Source organism: Chryseobacterium sp. BGARF1, from assembly GCF_001677955.1.
Classification (GTDB): domain Bacteria; phylum Bacteroidota; class Bacteroidia; order Flavobacteriales; family Weeksellaceae; genus Chryseobacterium.
This window is the reverse complement of the sequence record NZ_LELA01000081.1, coordinates 103,533-121,593: the sequence shown is the minus strand read 5'-3', so window position 1 is coordinate 121,593 and position 18,061 is coordinate 103,533. Positions and strand designations below refer to the sequence as shown.

Below are 18,061 nucleotides of genomic sequence, written 5' to 3'. Positions count from 1 at the left end.
AATAACAATAAAAATAATATAAATAACTATATTATTGATAGGTTTTAATGCGAATTCTTTTAATTTGTATTAATTCTAAATTATTTAATTCGTGTTGTATATAATTTGTTAAAGCTAAGGTGATTTGTCGTTTATTTTATCTTTTGATATGGTTTTTCATGGAAATTTTGTTGAATTGTTTTTGTTTTTACTTGTTTATAGAATTTTACTAAAAAAATAATAAGTGAGTATGTGAAAAAATTTGCATATGTTAATATTTATTAACATATTTGCTCATTAAAAATATTAAAATTTTGTTAATATGAATGTTAAATTACGTGTATTAAGTGCTGGGGCTTTGTTCTTTATCGGGCAAGTAGCTTTTGCGCAGGCAACAAAAAATGATTCCGTTCCTTCAAAACCGTCAAAAGAACAGAAGATTGAAGAGGTTGTTGTTTTAGGGTATAGTAAAACAGCGACGAAAGCTAGCTCAACTGCAGCGTCTACAACTATTAGCGCTGAAACGTTGGAAAATCGTCCAAATACAACTTTTTTGAATTCACTTCAAGGAGCCGCACCTGGTTTGTCAGTTAACTCAAGCTCTGGTTCTCCAGGTTCAGGTAAAATTGATATCTTAATTAGAGGTGTTGGTTCATTAAACGCATCTACAGATCCTTTATATGTGATAGATGGTTTGTCTAGTTCTTCTTCGCAATTTAGAAACTTGAACCCTAACGACATTGAAACTTTGAGTATATTGAAAGATGCTCAGGCAACTTCAATTTATGGTAACAGAGGTGCTAATGGGGTTGTTGTTATTACGACTAAATTCGGAAAGTATAATTCTGGCTTGAAAGTCTCTTATGATGCATTAACTTCATTCTCACAATATCCAAAGCCTTCTTATAATTTGGCTAATGCTAAAGAATTGCTTAAAATTCAACAAATATATGGGCAGGGTGGTAAAGGTGTTGGTATGAGTGATGATGATATCAATAACTATTCTACAGATACAGATTGGACGAAAGAGTTGATGAGAGTAGGGATGACACAACAACATAACTTAGGTTTAACTTATGGAGGCGAGAATTTGTCTGTGTTTACCTCAGTAGGCTATCTGAAGAACGAGGGGATTATTAAAGGAACAGATTTTGAAAGATTTACTTTCCGTAATAATATCAATGGGCAATCGAAAAATAAAAGATTTACTTACTCAGCGCAATTAGCTGCTGCTTATTCTAAAAGAAATCAGTTAGATCAGGAAGCGAATGCTACTGCTTTAGCAGGGAATATAGCACAAGACGTATTGTTAGGAGCTGTGTTGGGTGATCCAACTTTACCAAAGTATCCATATAGAAATGGTGCTGAAATGTTTGCTGCTATTGGTCAAAACTCTGCTGCATATAGACCATATGTATTGTATGATAACATGATCGGTGGTGTGCGAAATTTATATGCAGAAACTTCTGTAAATGCTAACTTACGTGGGAGTTATAAAATTACCGATAACTTAACATTTACGAATAGATTAGGAATAGATTTTAAAGAAGAAGATAGAACTTTTGCTAGATCTCCACTAGGATATTTGTCAAATAGTGTGGCAGCTTCTACACTAGCTAAATATGGGGGGATTGAAATTCTATCAAATTTTAAAGATTTAACGATTAATAACGTTTCTAACCTTACATTTAATAAATCGTTTGGTGATCACGATTTGACTGTTGCAGCTTATTTAGATTACTATAAAGGACATTATTTGTCTAAGTCTCAAACACAAAATGGTCTAGATCCTCTATTATGGTCATTTGGTGCAGGAAAAGGATATATTCCTTTTAGTGCTTCTAGTCCAAGCTTCTATCAGCCGTCAGTTTCGGCAAGTAAAATTAATGCTGGTACATTTGCAGCGTTTGGTACGGTAGATTACGACTATGCTGGTAGATACGGATTTAGTGGTACATTAAGAAGAGATGCGACTTACAGATTTGATGATAAAAATAAGTGGGATACTTTCTGGTCAGTTTCTGGTAGATGGAACATCGACAAAGAAGAATTTATGGCTGAATCTAAATTTAGAATGTTAAAGCTTAGAGCTTCTTACGGTACGCAAGGGAATCAAAATATTCAGGTTGCGACAAATAATCAAAACCCTTCTTATCTTAGACCTCTGCAATATATTGATAATTATACTAGTACACCTTCTATTGGAGGATACCAAAACTTGTATGGATATTTATTCTCTAAAGGTAACGCAGATTTAAGATGGGAAAAGCAATCAATGGCGAATATTGGTTTAGACTTTAACTATAATGGAATTGTTGAAGGTACTTTTGATGTTTACCAAAAAACGACAGATCGTTTGATTAATAATATTGCTATTTCAGCCGGTTTAGGTAATGGTTTTAACATCATAGGTAATAACGGTAAGTTAGAAAACAAAGGGATAGAGGCTTCTTTAAGAGGTAATATTATCAGAAAGCAAGATATAAAATTATCTGTTTGGGCAAACGGAGCTTACAACAAAAATACAGTAAAAGCTTTACCGAAAGAAGATTTTACAGGTAACAACGTACAAGCGATTGGAGGACCAGCATATCAATGGTATTTATATCAGTATGCAGGGGTTAATCAAGAAAATGGAGAACTACTGTTTGTAGGTAAAGACGGACAAATTACTGAAACGCCAACTGTTGATGATAGAGTGGCTACAGGAAAATCTATTTTCCCTAAAGTATCTGGAGGTTTTGGTGTAGACTTAGATGTAAAAGGTTTCTTTTTTAACGCAATGTTCTCTTACCAATCTGGAGGTTGGATCAATGATAATATGGAGAGTTGGTTGTTAAACCCAGCCTATGCTACTCTCGGTATTAATGTTTCTAAAGACTTGTTAAATGCTTGGACACCTGATAATACGAATACAGACATTCCTAGCTTAACTGCAAACAATCAAGGCCAAGAGGATGACTCTGATCGTTATCTACACAAGACAGATTTTGTAAGACTGAAAAACGTTGCTATTGGGTATAATCTTAGTAAAGAAATGCTTAGAAATTTACCTGTGAGAAGTGTAAAAGTATTCTTACAAGCAGAAAACTTATATACTTGGTCTAAATGGAAAGGTTTTGACCCAGAACCAATTACTCAACAATCATTGTCAGTATATCCAAACCCGAAGGTATATTCGGTTGGGGTAAATGTTGAGTTCTAATTAATTTAATAATTTTATCATGAAAAAAAATATAAAATATGCTTTTTTTATTGGAGCAGCACTTTTAGGGGGTAATTCTATACTTACAAGTTGCTCTGATAGTTATGAAATTGTACAACCGGGAGAAACGCATGGAGAAGACATCACTACTGTTGATGGAATGAATAATTTTCTTATTGGTTCTGTTTACGGTCTGCTAGAGCCCAATAGTGCTAATTATTTAACCGCAGTAGTTACAGACGAAGTGCGTCAAGGTATTGGTAGTGGTGGTCAAGAATGGCAATTACACAGGCATTTTATTGATCCTAGTGATGGCTATACTGGGACGATTTGGGTAAACAACTATACAGTAATCAACAGAGTAAACCGTCTTTTAGAGATGGCTGAGCAAGTTACTCCTACTCCAGGAGCACAAGCCACAGCTTACAATAGAATTCTTGGTGAAGCAAGAGCATTAAGAGCGTATTGTTATCTTCAGTTAGAAACTTATTTCTCAACGGATATGAAAAATGAGAATGCTTTAGGGGTTATGTTGGTTACAACAGCTCCAAGCGATTTGAATTTTTCAGCGCCTAGAGTTACCAACAAAGCTATCTACGATCTTATCAATGCAGATTTAGATTTTGCTAGAGCCAATGTTGCAGCTACTGGGAGTAATGTTAATAGGTTCTATGTAAACAGAAGCGCAGTAAATGCGATTGCAGCAAGATTTAATCTGTACCGTGGTAATTATCCTTTAGCTAAACAATATGCTGACTTAGTACTAACGGGGTCTGGTGTTAATTTAACAACTGCTTCGCCAATGACGACTACTACGTCGGGAGCTGTAGGAACAAGTGCTTGGTATACTGCTTGGTATAGTACGGCTGCTGCATTTAATCCGTATAGAAGAATGTGGGCTGATTTGGATGCTATTGAGTCTCCGACTGAATATCGTGGCGAGGTTATATTTGGTCTTAACCGTCTTGCTCCTGGTTCAGGTAGTGCAATTGGAGCCTTGTATAACACAAATACTTCAACTATTTCTGGAGGTGTAATGTGGTTTTGGGGTGTTAATATGTATAACGAGTTCACTGGAAATGGAAACGATGTAAGAAGATATGCGTATTTAGATCCATCGTCAAGACCATATTTAGCAAATCATTATTATGTAATCGACAAGTTTCCTGGTAAGGTTGGTGGTGCAACGAGAAATGACGTGAAAGTATTTAGATTATCTGAGATGTATTTTATTCTTGCGGAAGCTGCAGTTGAAGCAGGAGATTTTGCAGGAGCTGCAAACTACATCCAGCAGGTAAGAGTAGCTAGAGCGTATACAGGTACACCTACTACACCAGCTTATACTAGCAAACAAGTAGCATATAAAGATATTCTTAAAGAAAGAAGAATAGAGTTGGCTTTGGAAGGTCACCGTTATATCGACTTAAAAAGATTAGCAGCTACTGCTGGTGTTACTATGGATAGAAATGCAGATGATGATATCGAAGGTTTCGTTTCTCAAAACTTACCAAATGGAAGTTATAAATACACATTACCAATTCCTCTTGCGGAAATGACTGCAAATCAAGGAATGTCAGGACAACAAAATCCTGGTTATAAATAATTTGGTTCTACCAAAAACCCGTCGAAAGACGGGTTTTTTTTTGCCTTTTATTTCTTACTTTTGCTGTACAAAAAATATTCATGAAATACCTTTTTCTAATCATATTTTTCTTCGCTTCCTTTATTAAGGCTCAGGTTATTGTCAATAAAACAGACTCTAACATGCTTGAGAAAAAGCTAAAAGACACCTTAGTAATAGATTCCGGGAAAAAAGATTCTCTTAAAATTTTTAAACCGACGATTAATGATTATCAGTATCAGGCTCAGTTTTCTGAAAAGAAAATCTTTGATACAGCGATGACTTTTAATAAGACGTATATTTTTTCTCAATATAACAACAGAGATAATTTTGGAAAAGTACAGTTTGCGAACATCGGATCAGGATTCAATCCTTTATCTTATGAAGTAAATGCAGAACAAAACCTGTCGCTTTTGCCAACAAATAAATCGTACGGTATTTTAGGAATTAATGATATCAAATATTATGATGTAAAAACTCCTACGGCGACCTTTATTTATCATACTGCGATGAAAAACGGCGCTGCATTGCAGTCAACATACACCCAGAATATCGGAAAGCGTTTCAATTTTGCTTTAGATTATATGGGACTTCGTTCTCAAGGGTTTTATAGAAACTCTCTTTCAGCAAATAATAATACTTTGTTTTCCGGGCACTATACTTCAAAAAGCGGAGATTATGAATTATTTGCGCATTACCTTCATCAGAATGTAAACAATCAAGAAAATGGGGGAATTGTTAATGATAACCTCTTCCAATCGGGAGATAGTGAGTTTAAAAACCGTGACAGAGCTCTGGTGAATTTGGCGGCATCAAGTTCGCAGTATTCTTACCGAAGATATTATCTGAGCCACCAGTTTACCCCTTTCTATGCTGAAAAATTCCCTTTTAGAATTAGACATACCATCTTTAATCAAGGGAATAAATATTATTATAATCAAGGTAGTTTAGAACCATATTGGTACACTTCTGAAGCAGAGATTGTTAATGGTTTTCCTCTTGCAACGAAAAAGTATTCAAATAATTTTAGCAATACTTTCAGTTTGGTTTTCGATAACGAACGTTTCAAATTGGATGCAGGATTAAGATATCAAATGCTGAAATTCGGGGTCGATCAAATTACATTACCAAATCTTGAAATTCCTTCTGAGATGAAAGAAAACAGATTGGGAGCTGTCGGAAATCTACAGATTAAACTTTTTGATAAATTCCAGGTCAATTCATTCTTGGAAATTTCAAAAGGAAATCAGTTTGGAAATTATTTGAAGACGACAAACAATATCAAGTTTGAGCCGATTAAGGATTACTTTGTGAATGCTAAAGTAAATTTCCAAAATTCATATCCGTCATTCAACTATCTTGCGAATGCTTCGGTTTATAATAATTTCAATTATTTCCTTACTAATGCAAAAAATCAGTCGGTAACAGAAATTGGTGGAAATGTAAATTTAAAATGGTTTAAAACAGAATTGTTTGCCAACTATTTTAGAGTAGATAATTATACTTATTTTGATGCTGCAGCAATGCCGAGACAGAGCGCAAATTCTGTAAATATTTCTCAGATTGGAGGTGATGCTACATTCAGCTACGGTAAATTTCATTTAAATACAAGATTACAGTTTCAAAATGTTTTAACAAATAAAGAATTGTTGCCATTGCCTTCTTTTATAGGAAGAGCTAACTTTTTCTTTCAGTCTAAAGCATTCAAAAATGCAGCAGAAATTCAGGCAGGTTTAAAAGTATATTACTTCTCAAAATTTGCGACACGAGAATATTTCCCGATTCTTAACGAATATATTTTGCCAAGCGCAGATTCTTTCTCAATCGGAGGACAGCCAATCGCAGACTTGTATGTTAATATGAAAGTGAAAAGAATGTTTTTCTTTATCGAAGGTCAGCAAATAGGAACGGTCATTTCACCAAACAAATCATATGCATTTCCACATTATCCGGTCTATGATTTTAGACTGAATATCGGAATTTTATGGTATCTGTTCAACTAAAATTTAATCAGGTTGAAAATAATAAACAAAATAGCATTCAGCGAAATCGAAAGTATTCCAAAATTGGTAAAAGATTTCCTGAATCATGATATAGAAGGATTTGAAGCACATACTTTTTCGCTTGAAAATTTCGCTCAGCAAATTCATTCAAAACAAAACTCTTTTACATTAGAAAAAAGAGAAATTCTATCTGAAACGATAAAATCACAGCTTTCAGATTTTAAGTTGTCTTCTAAGCAGACAGAGAACTTAGAAAATCTTAAGCATAAAAATACATTCACCATTACAACCGGTCACCAGCTTAATCTGTTTTCCGGACCTGTTTTTTTTGTGTACAAAATTCTTCAGACGATAAAGACCTGTATGTATTTACAGCAGAATTTCCCTGATTTTAATTTTGTTCCGGTGTATTGGATGGCTTCTGAAGACCACGATTTTGCAGAAATCAATCATTTTAAAACCGAGAATAATTATTACGAAATCAACGAAAGGTCAGGAAGTGCAGTTGGAAGAATTCAAATCAGCGATACTTTTTTTATTTCTGAATTTGAAAAAGAATTTAAAGATTCTATTTTTGGAACTGAGCTTATTTTAATGCTTAAAGAAGCTTACAAAAATGGAAATACTTTAACGAAAGCTATTCAGACTTTGGTTAACAGGTTGTTTTCAGATTTTGGTTTGTTGATTCTTGATGGTGATTCCAAAGCACTGAAAAATCAGATTAAAAATGTTTTTAAAGATGAACTTGAGAATTTTAGCTTACATAAAAACTCAAAAGATAAAGTCGAATTTCTGACGAATAAATATGGTAAAGTTCAGGTAAATCCGCGTGAAATTAATTTATTTTATCTTTCTGAAACCCGCGACAGAATAGATTTTGACGGTGAAAATTATATCGTTGTTGATAAAAATATTCAGTTTACGAAAGAAGAAATTTTAAACGAGCTTGAAAACTATCCCGAAAAGTTTAGTCCAAATGCATTGATGCGACCTGTTTATCAGGAAACGGTTTTGCCGAATCTTGCATACATTGGTGGAAATGCCGAAATCATGTATTGGCTTGAGCTGAAAGATTATTTTGCTAAACTCAATTTACCTTTCCCAATTCTAATTCCGAGAAACTCGATGTTGTTTTTAAAAGAAAAGACCATCGGAAAAATCGAAAAATTAAATTTAAAACTGGATGACTTCTTTCAGAATTTCATAAAAATAACGAATGATAAGATTTTAGACAATAATGAAATTCTTCATTTGCTTAATGAAAAAGAAAATCTTCTTACGAAACAGTTTTCAGAATTGAAAAATAAGGCAGAAAATACAGACCAGTCTTTTGGAAATCTTGTAAAAGCAGAAGAAACAAGGCAATTGAAATCTTTCCAAAGAATGAAAAAAAGACTTCTTCGTGCTGAAAAAATAAAACAAAATGAATTGTTGGAGCGTTTAGAAAATCTGTTTTTAGATGTTCATCCTTCAAAAACGTGGCAGGAAAGAATATATAATTTCTCTGTATTCTTTGCAGATTTCGGATATTCGTGGGTAGAATTTTGCATGGAAGAAATGGTGGTAGAAGATTCAAAATTAATAATTGTTGCCATTTAATTTTAAAGAAGTATTTTTGTAAATTATAATATCGAAAATGATTAAGAGGTTTTTTGTACTATCTGGTTTATGTTTGTTTCTTGGTTTAACGGCTCAGAAAACACACACGGTTATAAAAGGTGATACTCCCTACAATATTTCAAAGAAATACGGAATTTCTGTAGACGAGTTGTTGAAGTTGAATCCTAAAGTAAAAGACGGAAAACTTGCGATTGGAGATGTAGTTAACGTAAAATCGGGAACTGCAAATGCGGTTGCTACAAAAACTCCTGTTGTAAACACTTCTTCGAAAACTGGGAAAATCATTCTTCAACCAAAACAAACGGTTTACGGAATTACAAAACAGTATAGAATTTCTGAAACTGATTTGAGAAAACTCAATCCAGAGCTTGATTCTCACATGAAGATTGGAGACGAGATTACTTTGCCTCTCGATAGCATCAAAAAATACGGTGGAAATCAGGCAGTCGCTACTACAGTAACAAAACCTGTAGAAACTTCCACTGAATCTACTACGGTAAATAATAACAAAACTAAAATAGATTCCGGGAACGAAAGGTCTTCGTCTGAAAATTCTCATTCTAACCAGGATGAATATGCTACGTATACCGTTGAACAAGGAGATACCGTTTTTTCAATTGTCAATAAATTCGGAGTTACAATTGACGAATTAATTGCATTAAATCCTGAATTATCAAAAGGATTAAAAGCTGGAATGACTTTGAAAATCAGAAAGCTAGATGCTGCATATATCAAAAAGAACGGTGATGCTTTAAGTGTTGTTTTGATGCTTCCGTTTGGTTATAGCACCAACGAAACTCAGTACCGTGCGATGGCGACAGATTTCCTTACCGGTGCAAAATTAGCAATCGAAAGAAATGCTGCTGCCGGACAAAAATTAGATATAAAAATTGTTGATTCTGGTAACGAAGCTTCATTTAAAAGCTCACTATCACAAATCAATCCAAATAATACCGATTTAATTATCGGACCTTTCTTTAAGTCAAATGTTATTGATCTTTTAGATTTTACTAAGACTCAGAAAATCCCTGTAGTAGCTCCATTTGCCAACTCACCGGAATTATATAATTACAGCAATCTGATTATTGTTGAAACCAACAGTCAAACATATGCCGATAAAATTGCTGAAGAGGTAAAATCGGTCTATTCTAATCAGAAAATTTATATTGTTGCAGACGCTAAAAAAGAGAATGCTAATTATCTGAAGTCTAGCCTCGAGAAAAATGTTAAAAACGCTCAGGTTACTATTGTAAATACAGCTTCAGAGATCCAATTGGATCAGAATATGATGACAGGACAATCTGCTCCGGTTATTGCAATTTTGGCAAGTGATAATGATACAGTAGGCGAGGCTTTTTCAAATAAAATAATTGCTTTGTCTAAAGAAGTGCAAGGTATTAAAGCATTTAGTATGTATGCTGTGCCGAGTTTCGATAAAAAAGTGGATGAATTGAGTCAGGCAAGTTTGGTTTATTTAATGGACAGAAAAATCAATACTGACGGAAATTTTGAAAAAGAAATTTTAGCCGCATACAAATCAAAATACTGCAAAACTCCAGGTAAATATGCCGTAATTGGTTTTGATGTGGTAAATGACATGCTGACAAGAGAAAACAAAAAAGGAGAGATTTTTAAACAAATCAATAAAGTGCAGACTCAGTTGGCTACTAAATTTGAATTTGTAAAGTCTAAATCAAACGGGGCTTATGTAAATACAGGCTTCCGCGTGATCAGATTAGTTCCTTAAAATTCTTTAAGGACATTATTAAACTATAATTGATATTAAACTTTAAATAAATAAATGAAAGCACTTATATTTCCTGGTCAGGGATCACAGTTTGTAGGTATGGGACAAGAATTATACGACTCCCGTAAAGACATTAAAGACCTGATGGAATCTGCTAACGAAATTTTAGGTTTTGATATTCTTTCCCTTATGTTTAGGGGAACAGATGAGGATCTTAAGAAAACAGAGGTTACACAACCTTCAATATTCATACACTCGGTTGCTGCATTAAAAGCTGTGAACGGCCTTGGAGCTGAAATGGTTGCAGGTCACTCTTTGGGAGAATTTTCTGCGTTGGTAGCCAACGGAGTTTTATCTTTTGATGATGGTTTAAAATTGGTTTCAGAAAGAGCAAAAGCCATGCAGGCTGCTTGTGATGCAAACCCAAGTTCTATGGCGGCTATTTTAGGCTTGGATGATGCTAAAGTAGAAGAAATTTGTGCATCAATCAGTGGAGTAGTGGTTCCTGCAAATTACAACTGTCCAGGACAATTGGTGATTTCAGGTGAAACAGTTGCGGTAGAAGAGGCTTGTATCAAACTAAAAGAAGCTGGTGCAAAAAGAGCATTATTACTACCGGTAAACGGAGCTTTTCATTCACCATTAATGCAACCTGCACAAGAAAGATTGGCAGCAGCTATTGAAAATACTAAATTCAGAAAAGCAACTATTCCTGTTTATCAGAATATTACAACAACTGCTGTTACAGATCCGGATCAGATTAAAGCTAATCTTATCGCTCAGTTAACGGGGCCTGTAAAATGGACGCAGTCTGTTCAGAATATGATCAAAGACGGTGCTACAAACTTTGTAGAAGTTGGTCCTGGAAAAACACTTCAGGGATTGATTAAGAAAATTGATAATACAGTAGCATCTGCTTCTGCTATCTAATTAAAATAAAATGGGCGAAATATATTCACCGGGAAAGCTTATGCTTACTTCAGAATATTTCGCTGTAGACGGAGCTCTTGTCTTAGCGGTACCCACAAAGCTAGGACAGGAGTTTTTTTTTGAAGAAAAGCAGGACGGAAAATCGTTTGTTTTCTGGGAAGCTTATCATCAAAACAAATTATGGTTAAAGGCTGTCATAGATTATAAAACATGGCAGATTGTAGAAACCAATATCGATCAAAGCGCAGAGTTTATTCTTAAAACTCTTAAAAATGTTCAGAGTCTTTCTGAAACTAAATTTAAAAGCACCGATACCTATCAATTAAAAACAAATCTTCAGTTTCCTTCAGATTATGGTTTGGGAAGCAGTTCTACTTTAATGAACAATCTTGCAGAATGGTCGGAGACCAACCCTTTCCATTTAAATTCTATAAGTTTGGGGGGAAGCGGATACGATATTGCTGTGGCTAATGCAAAATCTGCGGTGTTGTTTCAGAACAAACCCGAAATACATTTTGAGAACATAAATTTCAATCCAAAATTTAAAAATGAGTTGATTTTTATTCACCTCAATCAGAAGCAAGATAGTCGCGAGGCGATTCAACTTTACAGGTCAAAAATAAAGTCTCAAATTATGGTTGATGAATTTTCTAATCTCACAAGAAATATTTTGTTATGTGATGAATTGGAAAATTTTTCAGAACTAATGATGTTACATGAACAAAAAATTTCAGATTTTATTGAAATTCCGACAGTTAAGTCAAGGTTTTTCTCAGATTGCCCTAGTTTTGTTAAAAGTTTGGGGGCTTGGGGTGGAGATTTTGTAATGAGCTCAAAATTTGTAGGGTTTAAGGACTATTTTTGGGGAAAAGGTTTCACTACTATTTTTGAATGGGATGATATAATTGATTGTTAATCAATTTATTATATCTATTATTTTTTATTTGTCATTTTCGCTTATATGTTTATATTTATCCACGTTTAACAATTTGTTAATATTCATCTTGTTGAACAAACAAAAAGAAAAAGAAAATATAAGTAAAATGAAAAACGCTAAAATCGTCCAAGATTTACAAAAATTAGGAATTAAAGGAGATTACGAATTAATTTATAATCCTTCATATGAAGAGTTATATCAAGCGGAAATTTCACCTGAAAATCAGGGTTTTGAGAAAGCTGAACTTACAGAATCTGGCGCGGTATCTGTAAAAACAGGAATTTTCACTGGTCGTTCGCCTAAAGACAGGTATATTGTTCAGGATGATGTTACAAAAGATACTATTTTCTGGGATGGTAAAGTAAATTTACCTACAACACCTGAAATTTTCGAATCATGTAAAGATTTGGTATTGACTCAACTTTCTGATGCGAAAAAGATTTATGTAGTTGATACTTTTTGTGGAACCAATACCGACACAAGATTAAAAGTAAGATTTATCGTTGAAGTTGCTTGGCAGGCGCATTTCGTTACCAATATGTTTATCCGTCCTTCTCACTTCGAGTTAGAAAACTTTGGAGAGCCGGATTTTACAGTAATCAACGGATCAAAAACGACAAACCCTAACTGGGAAGCACAAGAACTGAATTCTGAAAACTTTGTCATGTTTAACCTTACTGAAAAACTTCAAATCATTGGAGGAACTTGGTATGGTGGCGAAATGAAAAAAGGAATGTTCGCAATGATGAATTATTACCTTCCGTTAAAAGGAATGGCATCAATGCACTGTTCTGCAAACGTAGGAGAAGAAGGAGATGTAGCGTTATTCTTCGGACTTTCTGGAACAGGAAAAACTACTTTGTCTGCAGATCCTAAAAGATATTTAATTGGTGATGACGAGCACGGTTGGGATAACAACGGAGTTTTCAATTACGAAGGTGGTTGTTATGCGAAAGTAATCGATTTATCAGCAGAAAAAGAACCAGATATTTTCAGAGCAATAAAAAGAGATGCACTTCTTGAAAACGTTGTGGTACACGACGGTGTTGCTGATTACACAGACGGATCTATCACTGAAAACACAAGAGTTTCTTACCCGATTTATCATATCAACAAAATCGTTTTACCTTCTAAAGCAGGTCACGCAAGTAAGATTGTTTATCTTTCTGCTGATGCTTTCGGAGTATTGCCTCCGGTTTCTATTTTAGATGAAAACCAAGCTCAATATCACTTCCTTTGCGGGTATACTTCAAAATTAGCAGGTACTGAAAGAGGTATTACTGAACCAGAACCATCTTTCTCACCAGCATTTGGTGAAGCGTTCTTAACATTACACCCTACAATGTATTCTAAAACATTGATCGGAAAAATGAAAGAGCACGGTGCAAAAGCTTATCTGGTAAACACTGGATGGAACGGTACCGGAAAAAGAATTTCATTAAAAGATACAAGAGCAATCATTGATGCTATCATCGACGGATCAATTGAAAAAGCTGAAAAAACAACTATTCCGGTAATGAATTTAGAAATTCCAACTTCATTGCCAAATGTTTCTGAAGGAATTTTAGATCCTAGAGATACTTATAGCGATGTTGCAGAATGGGAAGAAAAAGCAAAAGATCTTGCTGCAAAATATATCAAAAACTTCGAGCAGTATTGTAATACTGACGAAGGTAAAAAGCTGATTGCTTCTGGGCCTCAATTGCAGGAACAGACCATTTAGAAATAGTGAAGAAAGGCTCATCAAATTTGATGAGCCTTTTTTATTTTAGTTAAAAACTTTAGTCATTCCATCCGTAACTTTCCCAAGTCTTCACAGTACTATCGTAAACCTCTCGAACAAAAAATCCTCTCTCATATTCTATCCGGAATTCGTTTAAATCTTTTAATTTATAATATTTGATTCCGTAATTAGTAGGAAGCTTTTGAGGATAATATTTGTAATTACTTTTAAGATTCTCAATAATTTGTTCTGATCTAAATCGCTGAACCTTGTGAATAATAAATACTGAAATTATTTGTGCTAATAAAAATAAAGGAATTATTGTAATTATTTTGGTCGATTTAAGCGTAAATACATTTTTTCTATTTTTAAATAGATTAGTTATAAAAAGTATTAAAGAAAATAATAATATGCCTATAAAAGGAATTAGCAAAAAAAACATTTGAGTTACAACAAAGTAATCAATATAGGGCGTAATAATTCCAAGAATAATTACTGACATTAAAATAAATTTAAAAAAGTATCTCTTCAATTAAATATTTTTATTGCTAATCAAACTCAAAACCGCCAATCGATATCCTTCCATTCCAAAGCCGGACAAGACTGCATCTGTACATGCTGCTGTTACTGATTTTTGCCTAAATTCTTCTCTTTTGTAAATATTGCTGATGTGAACTTCTACTTTCGGTTTCTGAATATTCTTTAAACAATCCGCAATTGCATAAGAGTAATGTGTGAAAGCTCCTGGATTAATAATAACCGCGTCAAAATCATCTACCTGAAGTCTGTTGATCAGCTCGCCTTCAATATTCGATTGATAATAATTCAATTCGTGAGCGGGAAATTCAGACTTTAATTTTTCTAAATACTCTTCCATAGAAACACTGCCATAAATTTCAGGTTCTCTTGTGCCTAACAGATTGAGATTAGGACCATTTATAATTAAAACTTTCATAGCATAAATTTATAAAGTTTTTTTAATAAGTGGAAAGCTTTTCTATTTTAAATCATTTTTAGAATTACATTATTTTTAATGATATTTATCATATTTAAGAATTTGATAAATTCTATAACTCCCTATTTAACCGTTTTTTAAGAATATTTTAAGTTAATTTTCATTAAATAATAATCTCAAATCTTAAAGTCTACTTGTTTTGTAGACTAATTGTTTTTAGATTTGCAAACATATTTCGATCGGCTTATAAAGAAAGATGGAGGGAACTGACCCTGTGAAATCTTAACAACCTGCTCTTTGCAAGGTGTTACATTCAGCCTTTAAAGGAAAAATAAGCAATTGGTTCATCGTATTTATCGATGCCCTTTGTTGTCTTTTCTGTAAAGGGTTAATTTTTAAAATTTGATAAATGAAATGAATTATGGTTAACAAAAATTTAATTAATTCTAAAGCTTGGATTCCACCTGTTGCAGTATTTTTCTTAGGAATAATCAACATTAATGGTCAGGAAGCAAAAAAAGATACACTTCGCGAACAAGATATAGATGAAGTAGTAGTTGTCGCTTACGGAAAAGCGAAAAAAACAAGTTACACAGGTTCTGTGGCAACAATTTCTAGTGAAAAAATAAACAACAGACCGGTTACCAATATTACCAAAGCTTTGGAAGGACAGGTTCCGGGTCTTCAGGCGGTAAGTGCTTCTGGACAACCGGGTGCAACGGCATCTATCCGTATTCGTGGAATTGGTTCGGTGAGCGCTTCAAGCAATCCTTTGTTTGTGGTAGACGGAATTCCTTTTGACGGAAATATCAATTCGATAAGCCCAAATGATATTGAATCGATCAGTGTTTTGAAAGATGCTACGGCAAGTTCACTTTATGGTTCAAGAGGAGCCAACGGAGTAATTATTATTACTACAAAATCCGGAAAAAAGGGTGAGGCAAAAGTGAATTTCAATATTAGTCAGGGTTTTTCTACCAGAGCTGTTAAAGATTACGAGCAGGTAAATACAGATCAATATTTTCAATTGTATTGGGAAGCTTTGAGAAATGGCTTTAAATCTAGCCAGGTTACTTCTCAACAGGCGGCACAAATGGCGAGTGATGCTTTGATTTCTGGAAGCAATGGTTTAGGAATTAACCCATACGGTTCAAATTATGCAAAACCTGTAGGAACTGACGGTAAGCTTTTGCCTGGAGCTACTGCTTTATGGAACGATGACTGGAGAGATATTCTTCAGAGAGTGGCGGCAAGAAGTCAGGCAGATTTAGATTTTAGTGGCGGGAGCGAAAAGAGCAATTACTATTTCTCATTAGGATATCTTGACGATAAAGGAATTGCGATTGGATCAGGTTTTACGAAATACAGTACAAGGCTTAAAATAAATTCTGAAGTTAAAAAATGGTTAAACGTTGGTGCTAATTTAAGTTATACCAACAGTCTTCAGGAAGCGCCGCCTTCTTCAGATTCCAGAACGGATAATATCATTAATGCGGCAAGAGTGATTCCGTCGTTTTATCCTTATTACGAAAGAAATGCAGACGGAAGTCACCGATTAGATGCCAATGGAAATTATATCTATGACTTTGGAAAATACCGTCCTACAAGTGCTTTACAGAATCAAAATGCTGCAGCAACGTTACCTTTAGATAAAAATGAAAACCGTGAAGATAACTTTTCAGGAAAAGGATTTTTAGACTTTACTTTCTTACCGGAATTAAAGTTTAAATCTAGTTTTTCTGTTGATTTGGTTAATTACAACGGTCACTTTTATTCCAATCCTTTGATCGGACAGGGAAGCGAAATCGGTGGTTCGGTAACAAAAACAAACTCAAGAACGCTGTCTTATACAACCAGTAATATTCTGACTTTTGATAAAAAATTCAACCAGCATCACTTTAATATTTTAGCGGGTCAAGAATTTTATCATTATGAATTTCAAACCATTTCAGGAAACAGAAGTCAGTTTTCACTTCCCTATTATTATGAACCTGATGCAGCAGCTTTGTTAGGTGGATTTAGCGGAAGCAGTGATAAATTGGGACTTTTAAGTTACTTAGGAAAAGCGGAGTATGATTTTAAAAATAAATATTTCATTTCCGGATCGGTAAGAGCAGATGGTTCTTCAAGATTTTCTCCTGAAAACAGATGGGGAACTTTCTGGTCAGTGGGTGGATCATGGAAAGCTTCGAATGAAGATTTCATTAAAGATTTAAATATTTTTAATCAGTTGACGCTTCGTGCAAGTTATGGTGGTCAGGGAAATGACAAATTGAGCACGTATTATGCGTACCAAAGTTTGTATACATTTTATAACAATCTTGGTGAAGGCGGTACGGTTGCAAGCAGACTTCCGACTCCGGATCTGAAATGGGAAACCAATCTCAACTTAAATGTGGGGTTAGAATTTGCGATTCTGAAAAACAGAATTAAAGGGAATGTAGAATATTTCCAGCGTCAGAGTAAAGATCTTTTGTTTGATATGCCTTTGGCTCCGTCAGTTGGTTTTAGCGGTTATCAGGCAAATATCGGAGAGTTAAAAAACACAGGTTTTGAATTTTCTCTATTTACAACTCCTGTAAAAACAAATGATTTCGAATGGAATGTTGATGTGAATCTGAGTACTTTAAAAAATGAAATTACAAAGCTTCCGAAAGGTTCAATTGTTAGTGGAACAAAACGTTTGCAGGTTGGAGGTTCTATTTATGATTTCTTTATTCCTGAATGGATGGGAGTTGATCCGACTAACGGAAATCCGCTTTGGAAAACAATTACCACTGATGCAAACGGAAATACAGTAGAAGGAACGACTTCTGAGTATGCAAAAGCTACAAAAACTTTGCAGGGTTCTTCTTTGCCTAAAGTAATGGGAGGTCTTACAACCAGCATCAGATATAAAGATTTTGATTTTTCAGGATTATTGACTTTCAGTTTGGGAGGTAAAATTCTCGATACCGATTATACCATGTTGATGCATAATGGAAGTGCTGCAGGAAGAGCGTGGAGCTCTGAAATGTTAAACCGATGGACTCCTGAAAATACAAATACGGATGTTCCGGCTTTAAGCACAACAACCAATAATTGGACTTCCGCTTCGTCAAGATTCTTATATTCTGGAACCTATGCAAGAATTAAAAATGTAAGCTTAGGATACACGCTTCCGTCTGATTATTTTGAAAAGATTGGGTTGAAAAAACTAAGAGTGTATGTTCAGGCAGAAAATCTTTTCACATTCTATAAACATAAAGGAATGGATCCTGAGCAAACCTTAGACGGAACAACATACTACAGATATCCTGCAATGAGAACCGTAACTTTTGGTGTACAGGCTACGCTTTAAC

The 18,061-nt window shown here is 34.3% G+C and carries 11 protein-coding genes and 1 riboswitch; of the genes, 9 read left to right on the top strand and 2 right to left on the bottom strand.

What is annotated here, in order from left to right; translation table 11 throughout:
• The first annotated feature begins 301 nt into the window (after positions 1–301).
• The 8 genes from AB671_RS15945 (at position 302) to pckA (ending at position 13,765) form a co-directional block, all read left to right on the top strand.
• Entirely contained in the window at positions 302–3,184 is a 2,883-nt protein-coding gene (locus AB671_RS15945; RefSeq protein ID WP_066679899.1) for a SusC/RagA family TonB-linked outer membrane protein, read from the top strand.
• Positions 3,185–3,203: 19 nt separating this feature from the next.
• Positions 3,204–4,787 carry a RagB/SusD family nutrient uptake outer membrane protein gene (locus AB671_RS15940; protein ID WP_066679898.1) on the top strand — a complete coding sequence of 528 codons (1,584 nt, stop codon included), beginning with the start codon at positions 3,204–3,206 and terminating at the stop codon, positions 4,785–4,787.
• A gap of 80 nt (positions 4,788–4,867) precedes the next feature.
• Complete coding sequence (locus AB671_RS15935) at positions 4,868–6,808, top strand: putative porin (protein ID WP_066679897.1); 1,941 nt, start codon at positions 4,868–4,870, stop codon at positions 6,806–6,808.
• 12 nt (positions 6,809–6,820) lie between these two features.
• Positions 6,821–8,407 carry a bacillithiol biosynthesis cysteine-adding enzyme BshC gene (gene bshC / locus AB671_RS15930; protein WP_066679896.1) on the top strand — a complete coding sequence of 529 codons (1,587 nt, stop codon included), beginning with the start codon at positions 6,821–6,823 and terminating at the stop codon, positions 8,405–8,407.
• Between the two features lie 37 nt (positions 8,408–8,444).
• The gene (locus AB671_RS15925) at positions 8,445–10,175 is read left to right on the top strand and encodes a LysM peptidoglycan-binding domain-containing protein (protein ID WP_066679895.1); all 1,731 of its coding nucleotides are present in this window, start codon (positions 8,445–8,447) and stop codon (positions 10,173–10,175) included.
• Between the two features lie 54 nt (positions 10,176–10,229).
• Positions 10,230–11,105: an ACP S-malonyltransferase gene (gene fabD / locus AB671_RS15920; RefSeq protein WP_066679894.1), complete on the top strand. Its 876-nt coding sequence runs from the start codon at positions 10,230–10,232 to the stop codon at positions 11,103–11,105.
• Between the two features lie 10 nt (positions 11,106–11,115).
• Positions 11,116–12,021 (top strand): GYDIA family GHMP kinase, encoded by a 906-nt coding sequence (locus tag AB671_RS15915; RefSeq protein ID WP_066679893.1) that lies wholly within the window; start codon positions 11,116–11,118, stop codon positions 12,019–12,021.
• Positions 12,022–12,148: 127 nt separating this feature from the next.
• Positions 12,149–13,765 (top strand): phosphoenolpyruvate carboxykinase (ATP), encoded by a 1,617-nt coding sequence (gene pckA, locus AB671_RS15910; RefSeq protein WP_066679920.1) that lies wholly within the window; start codon positions 12,149–12,151, stop codon positions 13,763–13,765.
• 58 nt (positions 13,766–13,823) lie between these two features.
• On the opposite strand, the gene AB671_RS15905 is transcribed toward pckA, so the two are convergent.
• The gene (locus AB671_RS15905) at positions 13,824–14,267 is read right to left on the bottom strand and encodes a hypothetical protein (RefSeq protein WP_066679892.1); all 444 of its coding nucleotides are present in this window, start codon (positions 14,265–14,267) and stop codon (positions 13,824–13,826) included.
• Between the two features lie 30 nt (positions 14,268–14,297).
• The gene (locus tag AB671_RS15900) at positions 14,298–14,720 is read right to left on the bottom strand and encodes a type II 3-dehydroquinate dehydratase (RefSeq protein WP_066679891.1); all 423 of its coding nucleotides are present in this window, start codon (positions 14,718–14,720) and stop codon (positions 14,298–14,300) included.
• A 241-nt stretch (positions 14,721–14,961) separates the two neighbouring features.
• A riboswitch (SAM riboswitch) is annotated at positions 14,962–15,058 on the top strand.
• An 83-nt stretch (positions 15,059–15,141) separates the two neighbouring features.
• Here AB671_RS15900 and AB671_RS15895 point away from each other — a divergent pair.
• Positions 15,142–18,060: a SusC/RagA family TonB-linked outer membrane protein gene (locus AB671_RS15895; RefSeq protein WP_066679890.1), complete on the top strand. Its 2,919-nt coding sequence runs from the start codon at positions 15,142–15,144 to the stop codon at positions 18,058–18,060.
• Position 18,061 lies beyond the last annotated feature (1 nt).

Coding starts and splice junctions, on each gene's coding strand:
- AB671_RS15945 (WP_066679899.1), top strand. CDS start 302: ATGAATGTTAAATTACGTGTATTAAGTGCTGGGGCTTTGTTCTTTATC.
- AB671_RS15940 (WP_066679898.1), top strand. CDS start 3,204: ATGAAAAAAAATATAAAATATGCTTTTTTTATTGGAGCAGCACTTTTA.
- AB671_RS15935 (WP_066679897.1), top strand. CDS start 4,868: ATGAAATACCTTTTTCTAATCATATTTTTCTTCGCTTCCTTTATTAAG.
- AB671_RS15925 (WP_066679895.1), top strand. CDS start 8,445: ATGATTAAGAGGTTTTTTGTACTATCTGGTTTATGTTTGTTTCTTGGT.
- fabD (WP_066679894.1), top strand. CDS start 10,230: ATGAAAGCACTTATATTTCCTGGTCAGGGATCACAGTTTGTAGGTATG.
- AB671_RS15915 (WP_066679893.1), top strand. CDS start 11,116: ATGGGCGAAATATATTCACCGGGAAAGCTTATGCTTACTTCAGAATAT.
- pckA (WP_066679920.1), top strand. CDS start 12,149: ATGAAAAACGCTAAAATCGTCCAAGATTTACAAAAATTAGGAATTAAA.
- AB671_RS15905 (WP_066679892.1), bottom strand. CDS start 14,267: ATGTCAGTAATTATTCTTGGAATTATTACGCCCTATATTGATTACTTT.
- AB671_RS15900 (WP_066679891.1), bottom strand. CDS start 14,720: ATGAAAGTTTTAATTATAAATGGTCCTAATCTCAATCTGTTAGGCACA.
- AB671_RS15895 (WP_066679890.1), top strand. CDS start 15,142: ATGGTTAACAAAAATTTAATTAATTCTAAAGCTTGGATTCCACCTGTT.